The organism is Nocardia jiangsuensis (assembly GCF_042650385.1).
GTDB lineage: Bacteria > Actinomycetota > Actinomycetes > Mycobacteriales > Mycobacteriaceae > Nocardia > Nocardia jiangsuensis.
Genome location: NZ_JBHSAX010000013.1, coordinates 392,556 through 408,660 on the forward strand (window position 1 = coordinate 392,556; position 16,105 = coordinate 408,660).

General features: G+C 72.4%; 15 protein-coding genes. 8 read left to right on the forward strand and 7 right to left on the reverse strand.

Features of this window, described 5'->3' with window-relative positions; translation table 11 throughout:
* Nucleotides 1-82: 82 nt before the first annotated feature.
* Nucleotides 83-1,003 (forward strand): KPN_02809 family neutral zinc metallopeptidase, encoded by a 921-nt coding sequence (ypfJ, locus tag ACFO0B_RS13410; protein ID WP_233019310.1) that lies wholly within the window; start codon nucleotides 83-85, stop codon nucleotides 1,001-1,003.
* A 54-nt stretch (nucleotides 1,004-1,057) separates the two neighbouring features.
* A complete protein-coding gene (locus tag ACFO0B_RS13415; protein ID WP_378612728.1) occupies nucleotides 1,058-1,585 on the forward strand; it encodes a hypothetical protein in 528 nt (175 codons plus the stop codon).
* Between the two features lie 36 nt (nucleotides 1,586-1,621).
* On the opposite strand, the gene ACFO0B_RS13420 is transcribed toward ACFO0B_RS13415, so the two are convergent.
* On the reverse strand, nucleotides 1,622-3,268 hold the full coding sequence (locus ACFO0B_RS13420; RefSeq protein ID WP_378612729.1) for a hypothetical protein: 1,647 nt from the start codon (nucleotides 3,266-3,268) through the stop codon (nucleotides 1,622-1,624).
* The gene (locus ACFO0B_RS13425) at nucleotides 3,265-3,582 is read right to left on the reverse strand and encodes a type VII secretion target (protein WP_378612730.1); all 318 of its coding nucleotides are present in this window, start codon (nucleotides 3,580-3,582) and stop codon (nucleotides 3,265-3,267) included. Before ACFO0B_RS13425 ends, ACFO0B_RS13420 begins: the two co-directional genes overlap by 4 nt.
* Nucleotides 3,583-3,719: 137 nt before the next feature.
* Here ACFO0B_RS13425 and ACFO0B_RS13430 point away from each other — a divergent pair, with 137 nt between their 5' ends.
* The 4 genes from ACFO0B_RS13430 (at nucleotide 3,720) to ACFO0B_RS13445 (ending at nucleotide 8,854) form a co-directional block, all read left to right on the forward strand.
* Complete coding sequence (locus ACFO0B_RS13430; RefSeq protein ID WP_378612731.1) at nucleotides 3,720-4,733, forward strand: NAD-dependent epimerase/dehydratase family protein; 1,014 nt, start codon at nucleotides 3,720-3,722, stop codon at nucleotides 4,731-4,733.
* Between the two features lie 21 nt (nucleotides 4,734-4,754).
* Nucleotides 4,755-5,768 (forward strand): Rv2578c family radical SAM protein, encoded by a 1,014-nt coding sequence (locus ACFO0B_RS13435; RefSeq protein ID WP_378612732.1) that lies wholly within the window; start codon nucleotides 4,755-4,757, stop codon nucleotides 5,766-5,768.
* Nucleotides 5,769-5,867: 99 nt separating this feature from the next.
* On the forward strand, nucleotides 5,868-7,805 hold the full coding sequence (locus tag ACFO0B_RS13440) for a 2-oxoacid:acceptor oxidoreductase subunit alpha (protein ID WP_378612733.1): 1,938 nt from the start codon (nucleotides 5,868-5,870) through the stop codon (nucleotides 7,803-7,805).
* Nucleotides 7,802-8,854 carry a 2-oxoacid:ferredoxin oxidoreductase subunit beta gene (locus ACFO0B_RS13445; protein WP_378612734.1) on the forward strand — a complete coding sequence of 351 codons (1,053 nt, stop codon included), beginning with the start codon at nucleotides 7,802-7,804 and terminating at the stop codon, nucleotides 8,852-8,854. Before ACFO0B_RS13440 ends, ACFO0B_RS13445 begins: the two co-directional genes overlap by 4 nt.
* An 81-nt stretch (nucleotides 8,855-8,935) precedes the next feature.
* On the opposite strand, the gene ACFO0B_RS13450 is transcribed toward ACFO0B_RS13445, so the two are convergent.
* The 3 genes from ACFO0B_RS13450 to hisS form a co-directional block, all read right to left on the reverse strand.
* Nucleotides 8,936-9,946, reverse strand: a complete 1,011-nt coding sequence (locus ACFO0B_RS13450) for a malate dehydrogenase (RefSeq protein ID WP_378612735.1) — start codon at nucleotides 9,944-9,946, stop codon at nucleotides 8,936-8,938.
* 93 nt (nucleotides 9,947-10,039) lie between these two features.
* Complete coding sequence (locus tag ACFO0B_RS13455) at nucleotides 10,040-10,669, reverse strand: hypothetical protein (RefSeq protein WP_378612736.1); 630 nt, start codon at nucleotides 10,667-10,669, stop codon at nucleotides 10,040-10,042.
* 97 nt (nucleotides 10,670-10,766) lie between these two features.
* Entirely contained in the window at nucleotides 10,767-12,035 is a 1,269-nt protein-coding gene (gene hisS / locus ACFO0B_RS13460; RefSeq protein WP_378612737.1) for a histidine--tRNA ligase, read from the reverse strand.
* Nucleotides 12,036-12,156: 121 nt separating this feature from the next.
* Here hisS and ACFO0B_RS13465 point away from each other — a divergent pair, with 121 nt between their 5' ends.
* Nucleotides 12,157-13,029, forward strand: coding sequence for a peptidylprolyl isomerase (locus tag ACFO0B_RS13465; protein ID WP_378612738.1), 873 nt, complete (start codon nucleotides 12,157-12,159; stop codon nucleotides 13,027-13,029).
* A gap of 232 nt (nucleotides 13,030-13,261) precedes the next feature.
* Entirely contained in the window at nucleotides 13,262-13,819 is a 558-nt protein-coding gene (locus ACFO0B_RS13470; RefSeq protein WP_378612739.1) for a hypothetical protein, read from the forward strand.
* 38 nt (nucleotides 13,820-13,857) lie between these two features.
* Here ACFO0B_RS13470 and ACFO0B_RS13475 read toward each other — a convergent pair whose 3' ends face one another.
* On the reverse strand, nucleotides 13,858-14,241 hold the full coding sequence (locus ACFO0B_RS13475; RefSeq protein ID WP_378612740.1) for a DUF4913 domain-containing protein: 384 nt from the start codon (nucleotides 14,239-14,241) through the stop codon (nucleotides 13,858-13,860).
* Complete coding sequence (locus tag ACFO0B_RS13480; protein WP_378612741.1) at nucleotides 14,238-16,076, reverse strand: type IV secretory system conjugative DNA transfer family protein; 1,839 nt, start codon at nucleotides 16,074-16,076, stop codon at nucleotides 14,238-14,240. The genes ACFO0B_RS13475 and ACFO0B_RS13480 overlap by 4 nt, the downstream gene beginning before the upstream one ends.
* Between the last annotated feature and the right edge of the window lie 29 nt (nucleotides 16,077-16,105).

Here is a 16,105-nt window from a genome sequence, read left to right on the forward strand (position 1 = left end):
AACCGATATCCGTCCACCCTGACCGGGTATAGCCGTGCCAAGCTGTACCGGCGCGCGGGCAGTTCGAACAGAAAGCGACGACATGACCTTCAACGAGGGCCTGCAGATCGACCCGAATCGAGCCTCGAGCGGGGGGCCGGGGCGGGGCGGCAAGATCGCGCTGGGCGGTGGCGCGGGCGGCATCATCCTGGTGGTGCTGGCACTGCTGCTCGGCGGCGACCCCGGCTCCATCCTCGGCCAGTTCACCGGGGCGGGCGGCACCGAGGGGCAGAGCGCCACCGAGGGCACCCCGGAGCACTGCAAGACCGGCGCCGACGCGAACCGCTACGTGGACTGCCGGGTGGTGCTCACCGCGCAGAGCCTGGACGCGGTCTGGACCGAGCAGCTGCCCGCGCAGGCCAGGGTGCAGTACGAGCAGCCGAAGCTGACGCTCTTCACCGGCGCGGTGAGCACCGGCTGCGGCAATGCCACCAGCGAAGTCGGCCCGTTCTACTGCCCGGCCGACAACAACGCCTACTTCGACACCTCGTTCTTCCAGGAGCTGGTGGACCGGTTCGGCTCCAGCGGCGGCCCGCTGGCCCAGGAGTACGTCGTCGCGCACGAGGTCGGTCACCATATCCAGACCCAGCTCGGCGATATCGCCAGGGCGCAGAACGACCCGCAGGGCGCCGAGTCCGGCGCGGTGCGCACCGAACTGCAGGCCGACTGCTACGCCGGGCTGTGGGCGCACTACGCCGACAAGACCCCGGCGCCGGGCAGCGACACCCCGTTCCTGAAGCCGCTCACCGAGACCGACATCAAGGACGCGCTGTCGGCGGCGGCGGCCGTCGGCGACGACCGGATCCAGCGGGCCTCGCAGGGCCGGGTCAATCCGGAGGCGTGGACGCACGGCTCGTCGGACCAGCGGCAGAAGTGGTTCCTCACCGGGTACCGAACCGGCCAGTTGGCTGCGTGCGACACCTATTCGGCGCGAAACCTGGACAACCCCCCTGCCCTGCGCTGACCATCGTCTGCGGCCGGGAACCCTCCCGAAGCCGTTCCGAGAGAAGGACACACGATGCGACGAGCGCTGCTGCTGCCGGTGCTGCTGATCTCCGCCCTGCTCGGCGGGCCGGGCACGGCACACGCCGAGCCCGCGGCGCCGAGCGCCACGCCGGCCTCCGCCGCCGTCCCGCTGCTCACCCTGACCACCATCCCGAACGGCTGGCAGACCAGGGTGGACCTGCGCCCCGAGCTGCAGGTGTACGCCGACGGCCGCGCGGTGCGGGTGCCGGACGCCGTCGCCACGGACCGCGGTCCGGATGACGCGCCGCACGAGGTCGGGGGAACGGTCCCGGCGGACGTCCTGAAGGCGGCGGTGAGCGAGACGGCGGAGCTGGCGAAGCTGGACCTCGGCATGCCCGGCGTCTCCGACCAGGGCTCGCGCATCATCGATGTCATGCCGGAGCGGGACTCCGACGCGGTGCACGCCATCGTCTACGCCCCCGGCTTCACCGACGGGCTGAACGACGACCAGAAGAAGGCGCGGGACCGGTTCGACCAGCTCTACCGGAAGGTGCTGGCGGCTTTCGAGGAGCAGCGCTGAGCTGATCCGGGGCGGGCGCTCGCCCGCCCCGGACCCTCAGAACTGGTCCTGGTCGTAGTCCGTGCCGAACAGCTCGTCGGTGTGCGTCGCCCCGATCACCTCGGGCGTCGACTCCCCGAGCGGGCCGGTGAGGTCGTCGTTTCCGGTCCGGCTCTGGTACGGCTGCACGGTGCGGCCGTGCTCGTCGTCGCCGCGCTGGCCCGTGCCCGCCGCACCGCCGGCCCCGCCCATGAAGCCGGACGAGCCGGCCGTGGAGGTCGCCGTGGTGCTCGGCACCCCGCCGGCCAGCGGGGTACCCGGCACGCCGGGGACCCCGCGCATCGGCGAGATCACGGCGTTCGGCAGCGGTGTCACCTTGGGTGTCACGGTGCTGTTCGGCGTGCCGGGGCTGTAGCCGGGGGTGCCGGGGCGGGAGGTGGGCGAGCCGGGCACGATGCCGGGCGTACCCGGACTGCTCGGCGCGGTACCCGGCGTCACCGACGCCGGGGTGGTCGACGGCGTGCCGCTCGTCGAGACCGGGGTGTCCAGCCCCGCGGCGGTGGTCGCCGACTCCACCTGGTCCTTGGCCTGCGACATGATCGGCTCGGCGATGTTCTGCATCACCGCCTGCGCGACCTCCTGCGGCGCGGGCCCGCCGCCCGGCGCGATCAGCTGGTTGACCGCCGCCGTGAGCTCGGCCGTCTTCCCGGCCAGATCACCGCGGGTGGCATTGGCCACCGTCACCGCCCGGCCCAGGTGCTCGGTGGCCGTCGCCATCAGCGTCGCCTGCGCGGGCGGGGTCACGATCACCGGGGCGAGCGCGACCGCCTGGCCGGCGAGCGATGAGGCGATGCCGAGCAGTTGCGCGTTGCCCTGCTGCACCGCGGCCGCGGCGCGCTGGGTGATCTCGGAGATATCGATCCCGCGCTGACTGGTCTCGGTGCCCTGGTTCTGCGCCTGCTGCCCCACCACCTGCGCGTTGCGCGCGGCCTGCCCCTGCCACAGCTGGTCGACGGTCGTGAGACTGCCCTTGGCCACCTGCATGGCGGTGTCGATGACCTTCGAGGAGGCGCTGAGGACGGCGGTCGGGTCGAGCGCGCCGAGCACGCCGGTGCCGAAGCTGCCGAGCAGATCCAGGATCGGCTTCATGAGTAGGTCGACGCCGGGCAGCGCGGGCAGCGCGAGCCCGTTGAGCAGCGCGCCGACCGGGTCGGCGGGCAGGGCGGGCAGCGGCGCCGCGGGAGCTCCGGTGTCGCCGCCGCCGAGCAGCCCGCTGTCCTGCGCGGCCTGCTGCACGCCGCTCGCGACCGGCGCCACGGCCGCGCCGAGCGCCGAGGACGCCTGCTGCGCCAGCTGATTCGCGCCGTCCAGCGCCCCGGTCGCGGTGCCGAGCAGGGCGTCGGCCCCGCCCGCGACCTCGGGCGGAAGCCCGGCGAGTACGTCCTGCGCGCCGTCGCCGGTGCCGTGCCCGGAGAGCCCGGGCAGCCCGCCCGGCAGCGCCGAGTTGTTGCCCGGCTCGTCCGTGATCCGCTGCGAGAGCACGAATTCGGGCGCATCGACGGGCTCGAGATCGGCGGGCAGCTGCGGCAGCACCACATCCTGGATCGCGTACCGCGACGGGTCGATGGTCGCGGTGAGCGCCTCGGACGCGAGCTGCTCCGGCTCAGCGGCCGGGCCGATCACGCCGGTGTCGAGCGGCCTCACTGCGCCGCCCCGATCGCGCCGAGCCCGGCGGCACTCGCGGTCTCCTGGCCGTCGAAGGCCGCGGCCGCGTTGAACGCGGAGTTCGAGAGCTTGCCGACCTTGCCGGAGAGGTCGTTGATATCGCGTGCCTGCAGCACCTGCGCGGCCGCGAACATGACCAGGTAGTCGGCCCCGATCAGGCCGAAGACCGGCGTCAGCGCGGATACATTGGCCACCGCGTCGAAGTTCCCCGCCCCGGCGATCTGCGCCGCCGCCCCGGCATTCGTCGCGGCGAAATCCCGCACCCCGTCGGTGTCCACCGAGAGATCGGTCATCCGAGTTGCCCCCCAACATCGTCGTACACGTTCGTCGGCCCAATATAACGCAGAGCCCTGCACCGATTCAGCCTGCCGGAGGCCCGAAAAAAGTAGAACGTGTTGCAAATTAGAACAAGTTCTATATTGTCGTCGCCATGAAGGTCGCAGTGACCGGCGCCGCGGGATACCTCGGCTCCAACCTCCTCCCCCTGCTCACCGACCGCGGTCACCAGGTGATCGCCGTCGACCGTGCCGTTCCCGCCGGGCCCGCCGCGGACGGCGTCACCTGGGTGAGCGCCGACGTGCTGAACCCGGCGGCCGTGCGCGCCGCGATCGACGGCGCCGAGATCGTCTACCACCTGGTCGCGGTGATCACCCTGGCCGACCGGAACGATCTGGCCTGGCGGGTGAACACCAGGGGCGTCCGGGTGGTCGCCGAGGCCGCGCTCGCGACCGGCGCGCGGCGGCTGGTGCATGCCAGCTCCATCCACGCCTACGACCAGTACGGCTGCGGCGGCCGGATCGACGAGAGCTCCGGACGCTCCACCGACCCGGGCCTGCCGGTCTACGACCGCTCCAAGTGGGCGGGCGAGCAGGAGCTGCGCGCGGTGATCGAGCAGGGGCTGGACGCGGTGCTCTGCAACCCGACCGGCGTCTACGGCCCGGCCGACCACGGCACGCCGCTCTCCCGGATCAACCGGACGCTGCGCGACGCGGCCCGCGGCCGGCTCCCGGCCATGATCGACGGCGCCTTCGACCTGGTCGACGTGCGCGATGTCGCGCACGGACTCGTCCTGGCCGGCGAGCGCGGCCGCACCGGCGAGAACTACCTGCTCGGCGGGGAGATGGTCCGGATGCCGGAGCTGTGCCGCACCGCCGCGCGCGCGGGCGGCACCCGCGGGCCGCGCTTCACCATCCCGGCCCGCCCGGTCGAGCGGGCGATCCCGTTGCTCGCCCCGCTCGGCAAGCTGTTCAAGACCGATATCGTCTCGAAGGCCGCGCTCGGCGCGCTGGTCTCCGCGCCGGAGGTCGATCACAGCAGGGCGAGCGCGGAGCTCGGATATCAGCCGCGGCCGATGCCCGAAACCGTGTCCGACCTGGTGCGCTTCTTCGCCGACGGCACCCTGCCGCCGCGCCAGGCGCCCGCGGACACGCTTGACACCGCCTAGAACTGGTGTTCGACTGATGGCGTGCGGTGGCAGGGGCAGTCCCTCGACGCGGACGACGGCGCGCTACCCGGGCTGAGCCGGGCCGACTTCGTCCGCACCGTCCGCACGCCGGAATTCGAGGGGATCACCTTCCACGAGGTGCTCTGCAAGAGCGCGCTGAACGAGGTGCCGGAGAACTCGACGCTGCCGTTCCGCTGGACGGTGAACCCCATCCGGGGCTGTTCACACGCCTGCCGGTACTGCTTCGCCCGCCCGACGCACGAGTACCTGGAGCTGGACGCGGGCGCGGATTTCGATTCCCAGCTGGTGGTGAAGACCAATGTGGCCGCGGTGCTCCGGCGCGAGCTGCGCCGCAAGTCCTGGCGCCGCGAGCCGGTCGCGCTCGGCACCAATACCGACCCCTATCAGCGCGCCGAGGGCAGGTACCGGTTGATGCCCGGCATCATCCGGGCGCTCGCCGCCTCCGGCACGCCGTTCTCGGTGCTCACCAAGGGCACCCTGCTGCGCCGGGATCTGCCGCTGCTCGCCTCGGCGGCGGGCGAGGTCCCGGTGCGGATCGCGGTCTCGCTCTCGATGCTCGACCCGGAGCTGCACCGCGGCCTCGAGCCGGGCACCCCGGCGCCGAAGGCGCGGCTGGAGCTGATCGCCGCGCTGGCCGACGCCGGGTTCGCGGTGAACGTCATGGTGGCGCCGGTGATCCCGTACCTCACCGACGGCAGCGAGCAGCTGGACGCGCTGTTCGCCGCGCTGGCGCGGGCCGGGGCGGAGTCGGCGACCGCCTTCCCCATGCACCTGCGCGGCAGTACGAAGGGCTGGTTTCTCGGCTGGGTGGCCGAGCACCACCCGGCGCTCCTGCGCCGCTACCGGCAGCTGTACGGGCGCGGCGCGACGGTCTCGCCGGAGTATGCGAGCTGGTTGCGCGGGCGGGTCGACCCGCTGCGCGAGCGGCACGGGCTGGTGCGCGACAGCGTCGCAGGCGCACCGCCCCCGCGCCCCGAGCCTGGGTCGGCCCCGCAGCTCGCTCTCTTCGGCTGAGCCGGTATCCGCGAGTACGCCGGACGGCGCTGCCCCGCGGGAGTACCTTGGCGGGTGCGCCCCGAGCACCACTCGACGACGAGGACGGTGAGGCAGGCAGTGACTGTGCCCCCCGAGCATCCGGCGGAGGCCCGCGGGCCGACCCCGCTGGATCGCGTCGTCATCCGCTTCGCCGGCGATTCCGGCGACGGCATGCAGCTCACCGGGGATCGCTTCACGCACGAGGCGGCCGCATTCGGCAACGACCTCGCCACCCAGCCCAGCTTCCCGGCCGAGATCAGGGCGCCGCAGGGCACGCTGCCCGGGGTGTCGTCGTTCCAGATCCAGATCGCCGACCACGACATCCTCAGCGCGGGCGACCAGCCCGACGTGCTGGTCGCCATGAACCCGGCCGCGCTCGCCGCCAACCTGGCCGAGCTCCCGCGCGGCGGCACCGTCATCGTCGACACCGACGAGTTCACCCGGCGCAACCTGGCCAAGGCGGGGTACGCCGAAAATCCCCTGGACGACGGCACTCTCGGCGACCTGGTCGTGCACCGGGTGCCGATGACCGCGCTCACCGCGGGCGCCACCGAGGCGGCGGGCGCGGGGAAGAAGGACGGCAAGCGGGCGCGCAACATGTTCGCCCTCGGGCTGCTCTCCTGGATGTACGGCCGCCCGATCGGTGGCACCGAGCGCTTCCTGCGGGAGAAGTTCGCGAAGCGGCCGGAGATCGCGGAGGCGAACCTGCTCGCCTTCCGGGCCGGGTTCGCCTACGGCGAGACCACGGAGAGCTTCGCAACCACCTACCACGTCGCTCCCGCCGCGCTGCCCGCGGGCACCTACCGGCAGATCACCGGGAACACCGCGCTCGCCCACGGCATCGTGACAGCGGGCAGGCTGGCCGGGATCCCGGTGTTCCTCGGCAGCTACCCGATCACCCCGGCCTCGGACATCCTGCACGAACTGAGCAGGCACAAGGCCTTCGGCATCACCACATTCCAGGCCGAGGACGAGATCGCCGGGATCGGCGCGGCGCTCGGGGCCGCGCTCGGCGGCGCGCTCGGGGTCACCAGTACCTCGGGTCCGGGGCTGGCGCTGAAGAGCGAGACGATCGGGCTGGCGGTGATGACCGAGGTCCCGCTGGTGGTGGTCGACGTACAGCGCGGCGGCCCCTCCACCGGGCTGCCCACCAAGACCGAGCAGGCCGACCTGCTGCAGGCGCTGCACGGCCGCAACGGGGAGTCGCCGGTGCCGGTGCTCGCCCCGCGCTCCCCCGCCGACTGTTTCGCCGCTGCGATCGAGGCGGCCAGGATCGCGCTGACCTACCGCACCCCGGTGCTGCTGCTCTCCGACGGCGCCATCGCGAACGGCTCGGAGCCGTGGGCGATCCCGCGCGTGGCCGAGCTGGCGCCGATCGACCCGGATTTCGCCGCGCCCGACCCCGAGCGCGAGTTCCTGCCCTACGCCCGCGACCCGGAGACGCTGGCCCGCCCGTACGCGGTGCCCGGCACGCCGGGGCTGGCGCACCGGATCGGCGGTCTGGAGAAGGCCGACGGCACCGGCGACATCTCCTACGATCCGGCCAACCACGACCTCATGGTCCGGCTGCGCCGCGCGAAGATCGACGGCATCGCGGTGCCCGACCTCGCGGTGGACGACCCGGACGGCGCCGCCGAGCTGCTGCTGATCGGCTGGGGCAGCTCGTACGGCCCGATCGGCGAGGCCTGCCGCCGGGCGCGCCGCCGCGGCCGCTCGGTCGCACACGCGCAGCTGCGCCACCTCAATCCGTTCCCGGCGAACCTCGGCGCGGTGCTCGGCCGGTACCGCACGGTGGTGGCGCCGGAGCTGAACGGCGGGCAGCTGGCGCTGCTGCTGCGCGCCCGCTACCTGGTGGACGTGGTGCCGTGGACGAGGACCACCGGAACCGCCTTCCGCACCGCCGAGCTCGTCGGCGTGATCGATGCCGCGCTGGACGGCTCGATCCGGGACCTCGAGCGGGACAAGGATCTCGCCGCCCGCGCGCGGGCGACCTACCGGACCGGGGGCGACCGATGACGATCACCGACGGGCACAACGGGCTCGCCCACGTGCCGCTTTCGCTGACCCCGCAGAAGGCGAAGGACTACACCACCGACCAGGAGGTGCGGTGGTGCCCCGGCTGCGGCGACTACGTCATCCTGGCCACGGTGCGCGGCTTCCTCGCCGAGCTCGGGCTGCGCCGGGAGAACCTGATGTTCGTCTCCGGGATCGGCTGCTCCAGCCGTTTCCCCTACTACCTGGACGCCTACGGCATCCACTCCATCCACGGCAGGGCGCCCGCCATCGCCACCGGGCTCGCGGTGACCAGGCCGGACCTCTCGGTGTGGGTGGTGACCGGCGACGGCGACGCGCTCTCGATCGGCGGGAACCACCTGATCCACGCGCTGCGGCGCAATGTGAACCTGACGATCCTGCTGTTCGACAATCGGATCTACGGGCTCACCAAGGGGCAGTACTCGCCGACCTCGGAGCCGGGAACGGTCACCAAGTCGACGCCGCTCGGCTCGGTGGACCACCCCTTCGACACCCTCGCGCTCGCACTCGGCGCGGACGCGAGCTTCGTCGGCCGGGCGCTGGATTCGGATCGGTCCGGGCTCACCGAGGTGCTGCGCGCGGCGGCCGCGCACCGGGGCGCTGCCTTCGTGGAGATCCTGCAGGACTGCCCGATCTTCAACGACGGCTCGTTCGACGTGCTGCGCCGCGAGGAGGCGCCGCGGCGCCTGATCCCGCTCCGGCACGGCGAGCCGCTGCGCTTCGGCGCCGAGCGCGAATTCGCCGTCGTGCGCTCGGGTTTCGGGCTGGCGGTGGTGCGGGCGGACGATGTGGGCGAGGTCGAGGTCGTCGTGCACGACGCGCACAGCGCCGACCCCGGGTACGCGCACGCCCTTGCCCGGCTCGGCGACCAGCAGCTGAACCATGTGGTCACCGGCGTACTGCGCGATGTCGCGCGCCCGACCTACGACGACGGGGTGCGGGCCCAGCTCGCCGCCGCGGGAGAGCCGGGCGATCTGCAGGCACTGCTCGACGGCCCCGAAACCTGGACCGTCGGTCCGCCCGCGGACTGACGGCACCTGCGCGGCAGCCCACCAGCCCAGCGGCAGCCCCGGGGCACCGGGCGACCGCTTCCGGCCCGGGGCCGGAAGAAATCAGTCCTTCTTGGCGAAGCCGAGGTCGACCACCGCGGCACGCTCCTGCGCCAGCTCGGCCACGCTGAGGTCGATCCTGGCCCGGGAGAAGTCGCCGATCTCCAGGTCGGGCACGATCCGGTACTCGCCGTCGGCGCAGGTCACCGGGAACGAGCTGATCAGCCCATCGGGCACACCGTAGGAGCCGTCCGACGGCACCGCCATGGAGGTCCAGTCGCCGGGCGCGGTGCCGAGCACCCAGTCGTGGATGTGGTCGATGGCGGCGCTCGCGGCGCTGGCCGCGGAGGAGGCGCCGCGCGCCTCGATGATCGCGGTCCCGCGCTGCTGCACGGTCGGGATGAAGTCGCGCTCCACCCAGGCCGGGTCGGCGATCACCGCGCGGGCGTCCCTGCCGCCGATGGTGGCGTGCGTGATGTCCGGGTACTGGGTGGCGGAGTGGTTGCCCCAGACCGCGACGCGGGCGATCTCGGCGGCGGGCGCCCCGGTCTTGCGGGCCAGCTGGGCGAGCGCGCGGTTGTGGTCCAGCCGGGTCATGGCGGTGAAGCGCTCGGCCGGGACGTCGGGGGCATTGCTCGCGGCGATGAAGGCATTGGTGTTGGCCGGATTGCCGACCACGAGCACCTTGACGTCGTCCGCGGCGACGGCGTTGATCGCGGCGCCCTGCTCGGTGAAGATCGGGCCGTTGGCGGCGAGCAGGTCGCCGCGCTCCATACCCGCGGTGCGCGGCCGCGCGCCGACCAGCAGCGCGACGTTCGCGCCGGCGAAGCCGGTCCACGGGTCGTCGCTGATGTCGACCGACTCCAGCAGCGGGAAGGCGCCGTCCTCCAGCTCCATCGCGACGCCGGCGAGCGAGGCGACCGCCGCCGGGATCTCCAGCAGCCGCAGCCGCACCGGCGTCCGCGCGCCGAGCATGGCGCCGGAGGCGATGCGGAAGAGCAGCCCGTAGGCGATCTGGCCCGCGCCGCCGGTGACGGCGACGGTCACCGGGGCGGTGCGATCGGTGCTGGTCACGACGGGGCTCTCCTGTTGAGCGGGGTGCACGGACGCTCCCAACCCTACTGAGGCTCACCGCCGCGGGCCGCCGAAGGTGAGCGAGCAGACAGCTCAGACCAGGTCGGCGATCTCCCGGTCGCTGAGCACGACGGCGCGCCGGTGCCCGGCGTCCAGCGCGGCCCGTACCGCGCGGTAGAGCGGGCGTTGCTCCAGCGGGGCGTCGCGCGCCTCGGCGCGCAGCTGCGCCACCAGCACCGAGGAGAGCGCGAGCGCCGCCGCCAGCGGGGCGGCCGCGAGCGCGTCGGCGAGGCCGCGCAGCCCGAGCAGCGGCAGCTCCCGGCCGCGCGCCTCGCCCGCATCGGCGCCGGGGCCGCCGGTGTAGAGCGCGAGCGGAACGGTGATCGCCGGACCGCCCGCGGTGATCCGCAGCGCGACCCGGCTGATCCGCCCCGGCAGCACCAGCACCGCGACCTCGGTGGCCGCGGCCGCGTCCACCCGGCGCTCGCCGAGGACGCCGCGCGCGTGGATCACCCCACCCGCCAGCCACATCCGACGGCGGCGCACCGCCGCGACGGTGAGCACGGTCGGCGCCGCGATCACCAGGAACACCGCGAGCGCAGGGGTCGGGCCGAGCAGCACCGCGGCCAGCAGCGCCGCGATCAGCCCGGCCCCGGCCGCGAACGCGGCGAGCCTGCGCAGCATCGGGGCGTACGCCTCGGACTCGACCAGATCCAGCCCCACCGGGGGCCGGGCCGGGGCCGGGGCGGGGCCGGGGCGGGCTTCGGGGCGGCGTCCTCGGGGGCGGCGTCCTCGTTCATCCGGGGCTCTCCTTTCCGGCTCAGCCGAGCTGATCCCGCAGCACGCCGGCCACCTCGGCCAGCGGCACCTGCCGCTGCTCCCCGTCGGCCAGGTTCTTCACCCCGATCGTGCCATCGGCGAGGTCGCGGTCGCCGAGGACGAGTGCGAAGCGAGCGCCGGAGCGGTCGGCGGCCTTCATGGCGCTCTTGACGCCGCGCCCCCCGTAGGCGAGATCCACCCGGATCCCGGCCGCGCGCAACTCCCCGGCCAGCACCACGAGCCGCTGCTTGGCGGCGTCGCCGAGCGGCACCCCGTAGACGTCGCAACGCGCCGGGTTCCCCGCTTCCTTGCCCTCCGCGCGCAGCGCGAGCACGGTGCGGTCGACCCCGAGGCCGAACCCGATCCCGGACAGCTCCAACCCGCCGAGCTGCGCCATCAGCCCGTCGTAGCGGCCGCCGCCGCCGATCCCGGACTGCGCGCCGAGGCCGTCGTGCACGAACTCGAAGGTGGTCTTGGTGTAGTAGTCGAGGCCGCGGACCATGCGCGGGTTCACCACGTACGGCACGCCGAGCGCGTCCAGGTGGCCGAGCACCTGTTCGAAGTGCGCCTTGGCCGATTCGGAGAGGTGGTCGAGCATGAGCGGGGCGTTCGCGGTCAGTTCGCGGACCTCGGGGCGCTTGTCGTCCAGCACGCGGAGCGGGTTCAGCCGCGCGCGGCGCGTCGTCTCCTCGTCCAGCGGCAGCCCGAGCAGGAACTCCTGCAGCAGCTCGCGATACTGCGGGCGGCAGGTGTCGTCGCCGAGCGAGGTGAGCTCCAGCCGGAAGCCGGTGAGCCCGAGCCCGCGGAACCCCGCGTCGGCGACGGCGATCACCTCGGCGTCCAGCGCCGGGTCGTCCACCCCGATCGCCTCCACCCCGACCTGCTGCAGCTGGCGGTACCGCCCGGCCTGCGGCTGCTCGTAGCGGAAGAAGGGGCCCGCGTAGCAGAGCTTGACCGGGAGCTGGCCGCGGTCGAGGCCGTGCTCGATCACCGCCCGCATGACGCCCGCGGTGCCCTCGGGGCGCAGCGTGACGCTGCGCTCGCCGCGGTCGGCGAAGGTGTACATCTCCTTGCTGACCACGTCGGTGGACTCGCCGACGCCGCGCGCGAAGAGCCCCGTGTCCTCGAAGATCGGCAGCTCCACATGCCCGTATCCGGCCAGCCGGGCGGCCCCGACCAGCCCGTCGCGCACGGCGACGAACTCGGCCGAAGCGGGGGGCAGGTAGTCCGGGACTCCCTTGGGCGCGGAGAAGCTGCTGGTCTTGGTCACGATGGTCCAGTTTCCTCCACCGGGGGTACGGAGTCCAACCGGTTCCGCACGGCTGCGAGTCGTCTCAGGAAGGGATGGCACACTCGTATGCCGGAAGTCACGGAAACGGGAGGATCTGCCAGTGCCGAGCAACGAACAGCGCCGGGCCGCGGCGAAGCGGAAGCTGGAACGCCAGCTGGCCAACCGGGCGGAGCGGGCGCGCAAGCGCAGGCGGCTGACGATCGCGGGGTCGGTACTCGGAGTCGTGGTGGTGGCCGCGGCGGGTGTCGGCGTGTACTTCCTCACCAGGGGCGACGACAGCACCGCCGACCAGGCCGACGCCTCGCTCTCCAGCACCCCGGTCGCCGGCGAGCTGCCCGCGGCGAAGCCGAAGGCCGCGACCGTCGACTGCACCTACCGGGACGGCGCCAAGCCCGCGGACAAGCCGGTGCAGAAGCCGAGCAGGACCACCGGCATCCCCACCACCGGCGCCGACGCCACGCTGAGCATCAGCATCGACACCAACCAGGGCCCGATCGGCGTCACCCTGGACAACGCGGCCTCGCCGTGCACCGTCAACAGCTTCGCCAGCCTGGCCAGCCAGGGCTTCTACGACGGCACCGACTGCCACCGCCTCACCGCGAGCGAGGGGCTGAAGGTGCTGCAGTGCGGCGACCCCACCGGCACCGGAAGCGGCGGCCCCGGTTACGAGTACGACAACGAGTACCCGACCGACCAGTACGACCAGATGGATCCCGCCGCGGGCGAAGCGGTCCCGTACCAGCGCGGCGTGCTCGCCATGGCCAATGCCGGGCCGGGGACGAACGGCAGCCAGTTCTTCCTGGTCTACGGCGATTCCCAGCTCCCGCCGCAGTACACGATCTTCGGGCGGGTCGACGACGCGAGCACGCCGACGCTGGACCGGATCGCCGCGGTCGGCACGAACAACGCCGGTGGCCCGGGAGACGGCGCGCCGAACCAGCCCATCACGCTGAACACCGTCCAGATCGACTGAAACCGCCCGGTACTCGACGCCGGTTCTGCGCAGATCGATGCGCAGGAACGCGCCGTTGGCGCGCACATTCGTCGCAGCATCCTGTAACCTCGACTGAGGAGCATTCTCGGTCGCGGGACCTGAAGGGAGTTCCGCCGGTAGCGATTTGCCTACCGAGTGGTCCCTCACAGGTCCCGCGACGTTCGTCTGGTGCACCACCACATCAGATAACTGCGGCATCGGGGAGCCAGCCATGGCCGAGGAACTGGACGATATCGGCAAAGAGACTGCCGCGGTGATGCGGACCATGTTGCAGATCGCGACACTGGTCGCGCTCCGCACCAGGGAGCGCGGTCAGAAGGAAGCCGAAGCCCGCGTCAAGGTCACCGAGGCCAGGATGAAGGAGGCCAGGGAGCTCCAGGTCCGCGAGGCGCGGGAATCCAAGGCGAAGGATCCGCGCAATGTCGAGCTGAGCCGGTTGATGGACCGGGCGCCCACGCCGTCCAAGGGGCTCTCGCTGGAGAAGGATCGGCTCTCCGCCGAGCGGGACTCGGTCGGCATGGCCGCGGCCGAGTCCGCGATGAAGGCGACGCCGACGATCCGCTACGACTCCGCCGAGCGGCGCAGCGCCATCGCGCAGCACCTCGAAAGGCTGGGCGTGGCGCCGGAACTCGCCGCGGTGCGGATGCTGGTCGAGATGGGCCACGGCGCACCGCCGGAGGAGGCGGTGCGCACCCGCCCGGACGCGCCGTCGGTGCAGCGCGGCGGACGCGAGCAGGATTCGCGCGGCCTCCAGCGCACCCGCAACTGACTGGCGTTGCCGGGCGGCGCGCCGCCCGGCAACGGCAGTCAGATCCGGTACTCGCCCAGCGTGGGATCGGCGAAAACGCCCTGCTGCGGCGATTTCACCGGCAGCGGGTTGAGCATGTCCTTGTGCCCGTTGCGCACACTGCAGTACTTGAACGGCCCGCGCGGGTCGAAGAGCTTCGTCATGTGCGGATCGGCGTGGTCGAGGAACCACACGCTCATCCCGGTCGCGCCGTCCAGCCGGTAGTGCTCGAAGGCCCGCCACAGGGCGTCCAGCCGCGCCGCCGCCTCCGCGTGCTTGTACCACTCCGGACACCAGACGGTGTCGCCGAGGTCGGTGACCTGGCGCTGGTACACCACGCTCAGGTAGTTCTCGACGAATTCCACCACGGTCGCGTAGACCATGGGCTGCTGCGGTTCCGTCACAGCGGCCGCACCTCCTCGATATGCCCCTGATCCTCACCGGCGATCTTCTTGTCGAGCGACGGCGAACCGTAGAGGTCGGTGATCTCCGTCTTGCGCTGCGGATCGTGCCGCGAGATGGAGTTCTTCACTTCGGCAGCGTACTCGCTCTCCCACCACGGCACCGTTCGAACGAGTACGGGCGGCGCGCCGGAGGCGAAGACGATGATCCGGCCGCGCGGCAGCTGGGCGAGTGCCTGCACGCTGAACGTGGTGGACGAGCTCAGCGAGCGGGAGAAGCTCTTGCCGCCACTGGATTCCGAGACCGACTGCGAGATGGCGTCGTGCGAGCCGATCGCCTCGGAGCGTTCGCGCAGGAAGTTGGTGTCGTCAACCCCGCTTCCCAGCACCTTGATGTTCGCGGCCGCCCAGAGCGCGTTCATCCCGGCCTGACCCCAGCAGCGCACGCCCTGCGCCCAGGACTGCAGCACCGTCATGACGACGATGCCGCGCGAGCCGAAGTGGCTGTACTGCTTCGGCAGATCCTTCCAGCGCACCACGTTCGCGGCCTCGTCCAGCACCGCGAGCAGCGGGACCGGCAGCCTGCCGCCGCGTGATTTCGACGCCTTGCGCATCGCCACGTCGATCACCGCTTCGGTGAGCGCGCTCACCAGCGGCGATGCCGATCCGCGGCCCTCGAGCGAGAGGCTGTAGAGGGTGCCGTTGCCCTCCAGGAAGGCCAGCTCGTCGAATTCGCGCCGGTCGTCGCCCCGCGACACCCACGGGTGCACATTGGAGAGCTTGAGGCAGCGCACCATCTTCTTGGCGGTGCCGAAGATGCCGCTCTTGGTGCGCGGGTCGGCGTTGTACTGGGCGGAGAGGCCGGAGGCGGTGAAGTGGTGCCTGGCCCGGCGCAGCAGCTCGATGGGCTCGGTGTCGAGCGGGTTGGTGACCCACTCCCAGATCTGGGTGATCGGGCGCGGCTCCCCCGGCCCGTCACCGACCGCGGCGGCCAGGAAGAGCCCGGCCAGCAGGTCCTCGGCCTCCGGGTCGAAGAAGGCGTCGCCCTTGGCATCCTCGCCGTCGTCGCCGTCGGCGAAGTGCCCGGCCAGCCGGGCGGCGCGCATCTCGCAGCCCTCGTGCGCGGCATCGACCCACTTGAGCGGGTCCCAGAACCAGGTCGGCTCCTCCCCCGCGACGCCCTGCGGGTCGAAGACGAAGGTGCGGCTGCCCTTGGATTCCCGGACATCCCTGGTCGCGTCCACGACATCGCGCTTGTTCGAGGTCGCCAGCACCGGGCCGATGGCGGTGAGGATGGCCGGGATCACCCGGGAGGTGGATTTGCCCTGCCGCGGACCCCAGATGTCGAGGTGCAGATCCTCGTACGAGCCGTAGAGCATGACGCCGTCGGCCACCCCGATACCGATCGGCACGCCCGGGCTGTGGCCCGGCTCCAACCGGGTGCCGAGCTGCTCGGCCTTGGCCCGCACCCCCGCCTCGGTGAGCGCCGCGATGGCACCGCCGTTGCCCATCTTGTCGGCCTTGTCGTCCACCCCGAGCCGCCCGACCGACGCCTTCTTCGCCCGGCGCTTGCGCAGCAGCGCGAAGGCGATCACCAGCGCGATCGCCAGCAGGATGAGCGCGGTGGTGGCCGGTGGCCAGCGGATCTCGCCCTTGACCAGCTTGATGACGATGTCCACCGGGTTGAACGGCATGTCCTGCGGCGGCGTCACGAACCAGTTGCCGAGGTGCAGCGAGAGATACAGCGTGCCGAAGACCGCGAAGCCCGCGTAGACGGCGTACAGCCCGAGGTCGGGCCCGACCTCGGCCGGGTCCTGGACCACGTTCTTCTTTGCCATGCGCTCCTCCGGACTCTGTGATGAAACGG

Bases quoted from the DNA above. Each gene is read 5' to 3' on its own strand.
- ACFO0B_RS13445 (WP_378612734.1), top strand. From the start codon at position 7,802: ATGACGATCACCGACGGGCACAACGGGCTCGCCCACGTGCCGCTTTCG.
- ypfJ (WP_233019310.1), top strand. From the start codon at position 83: ATGACCTTCAACGAGGGCCTGCAGATCGACCCGAATCGAGCCTCGAGC.
- ACFO0B_RS13430 (WP_378612731.1), top strand. From the start codon at position 3,720: ATGAAGGTCGCAGTGACCGGCGCCGCGGGATACCTCGGCTCCAACCTC.
- ACFO0B_RS13480 (WP_378612741.1), bottom strand. From the start codon at position 16,076: ATGGCAAAGAAGAACGTGGTCCAGGACCCGGCCGAGGTCGGGCCCGAC.
- ACFO0B_RS13425 (WP_378612730.1), bottom strand. From the start codon at position 3,582: ATGACCGATCTCTCGGTGGACACCGACGGGGTGCGGGATTTCGCCGCG.
- ACFO0B_RS13415 (WP_378612728.1), top strand. From the start codon at position 1,058: ATGCGACGAGCGCTGCTGCTGCCGGTGCTGCTGATCTCCGCCCTGCTC.
- ACFO0B_RS13470 (WP_378612739.1), top strand. From the start codon at position 13,262: ATGGCCGAGGAACTGGACGATATCGGCAAAGAGACTGCCGCGGTGATG.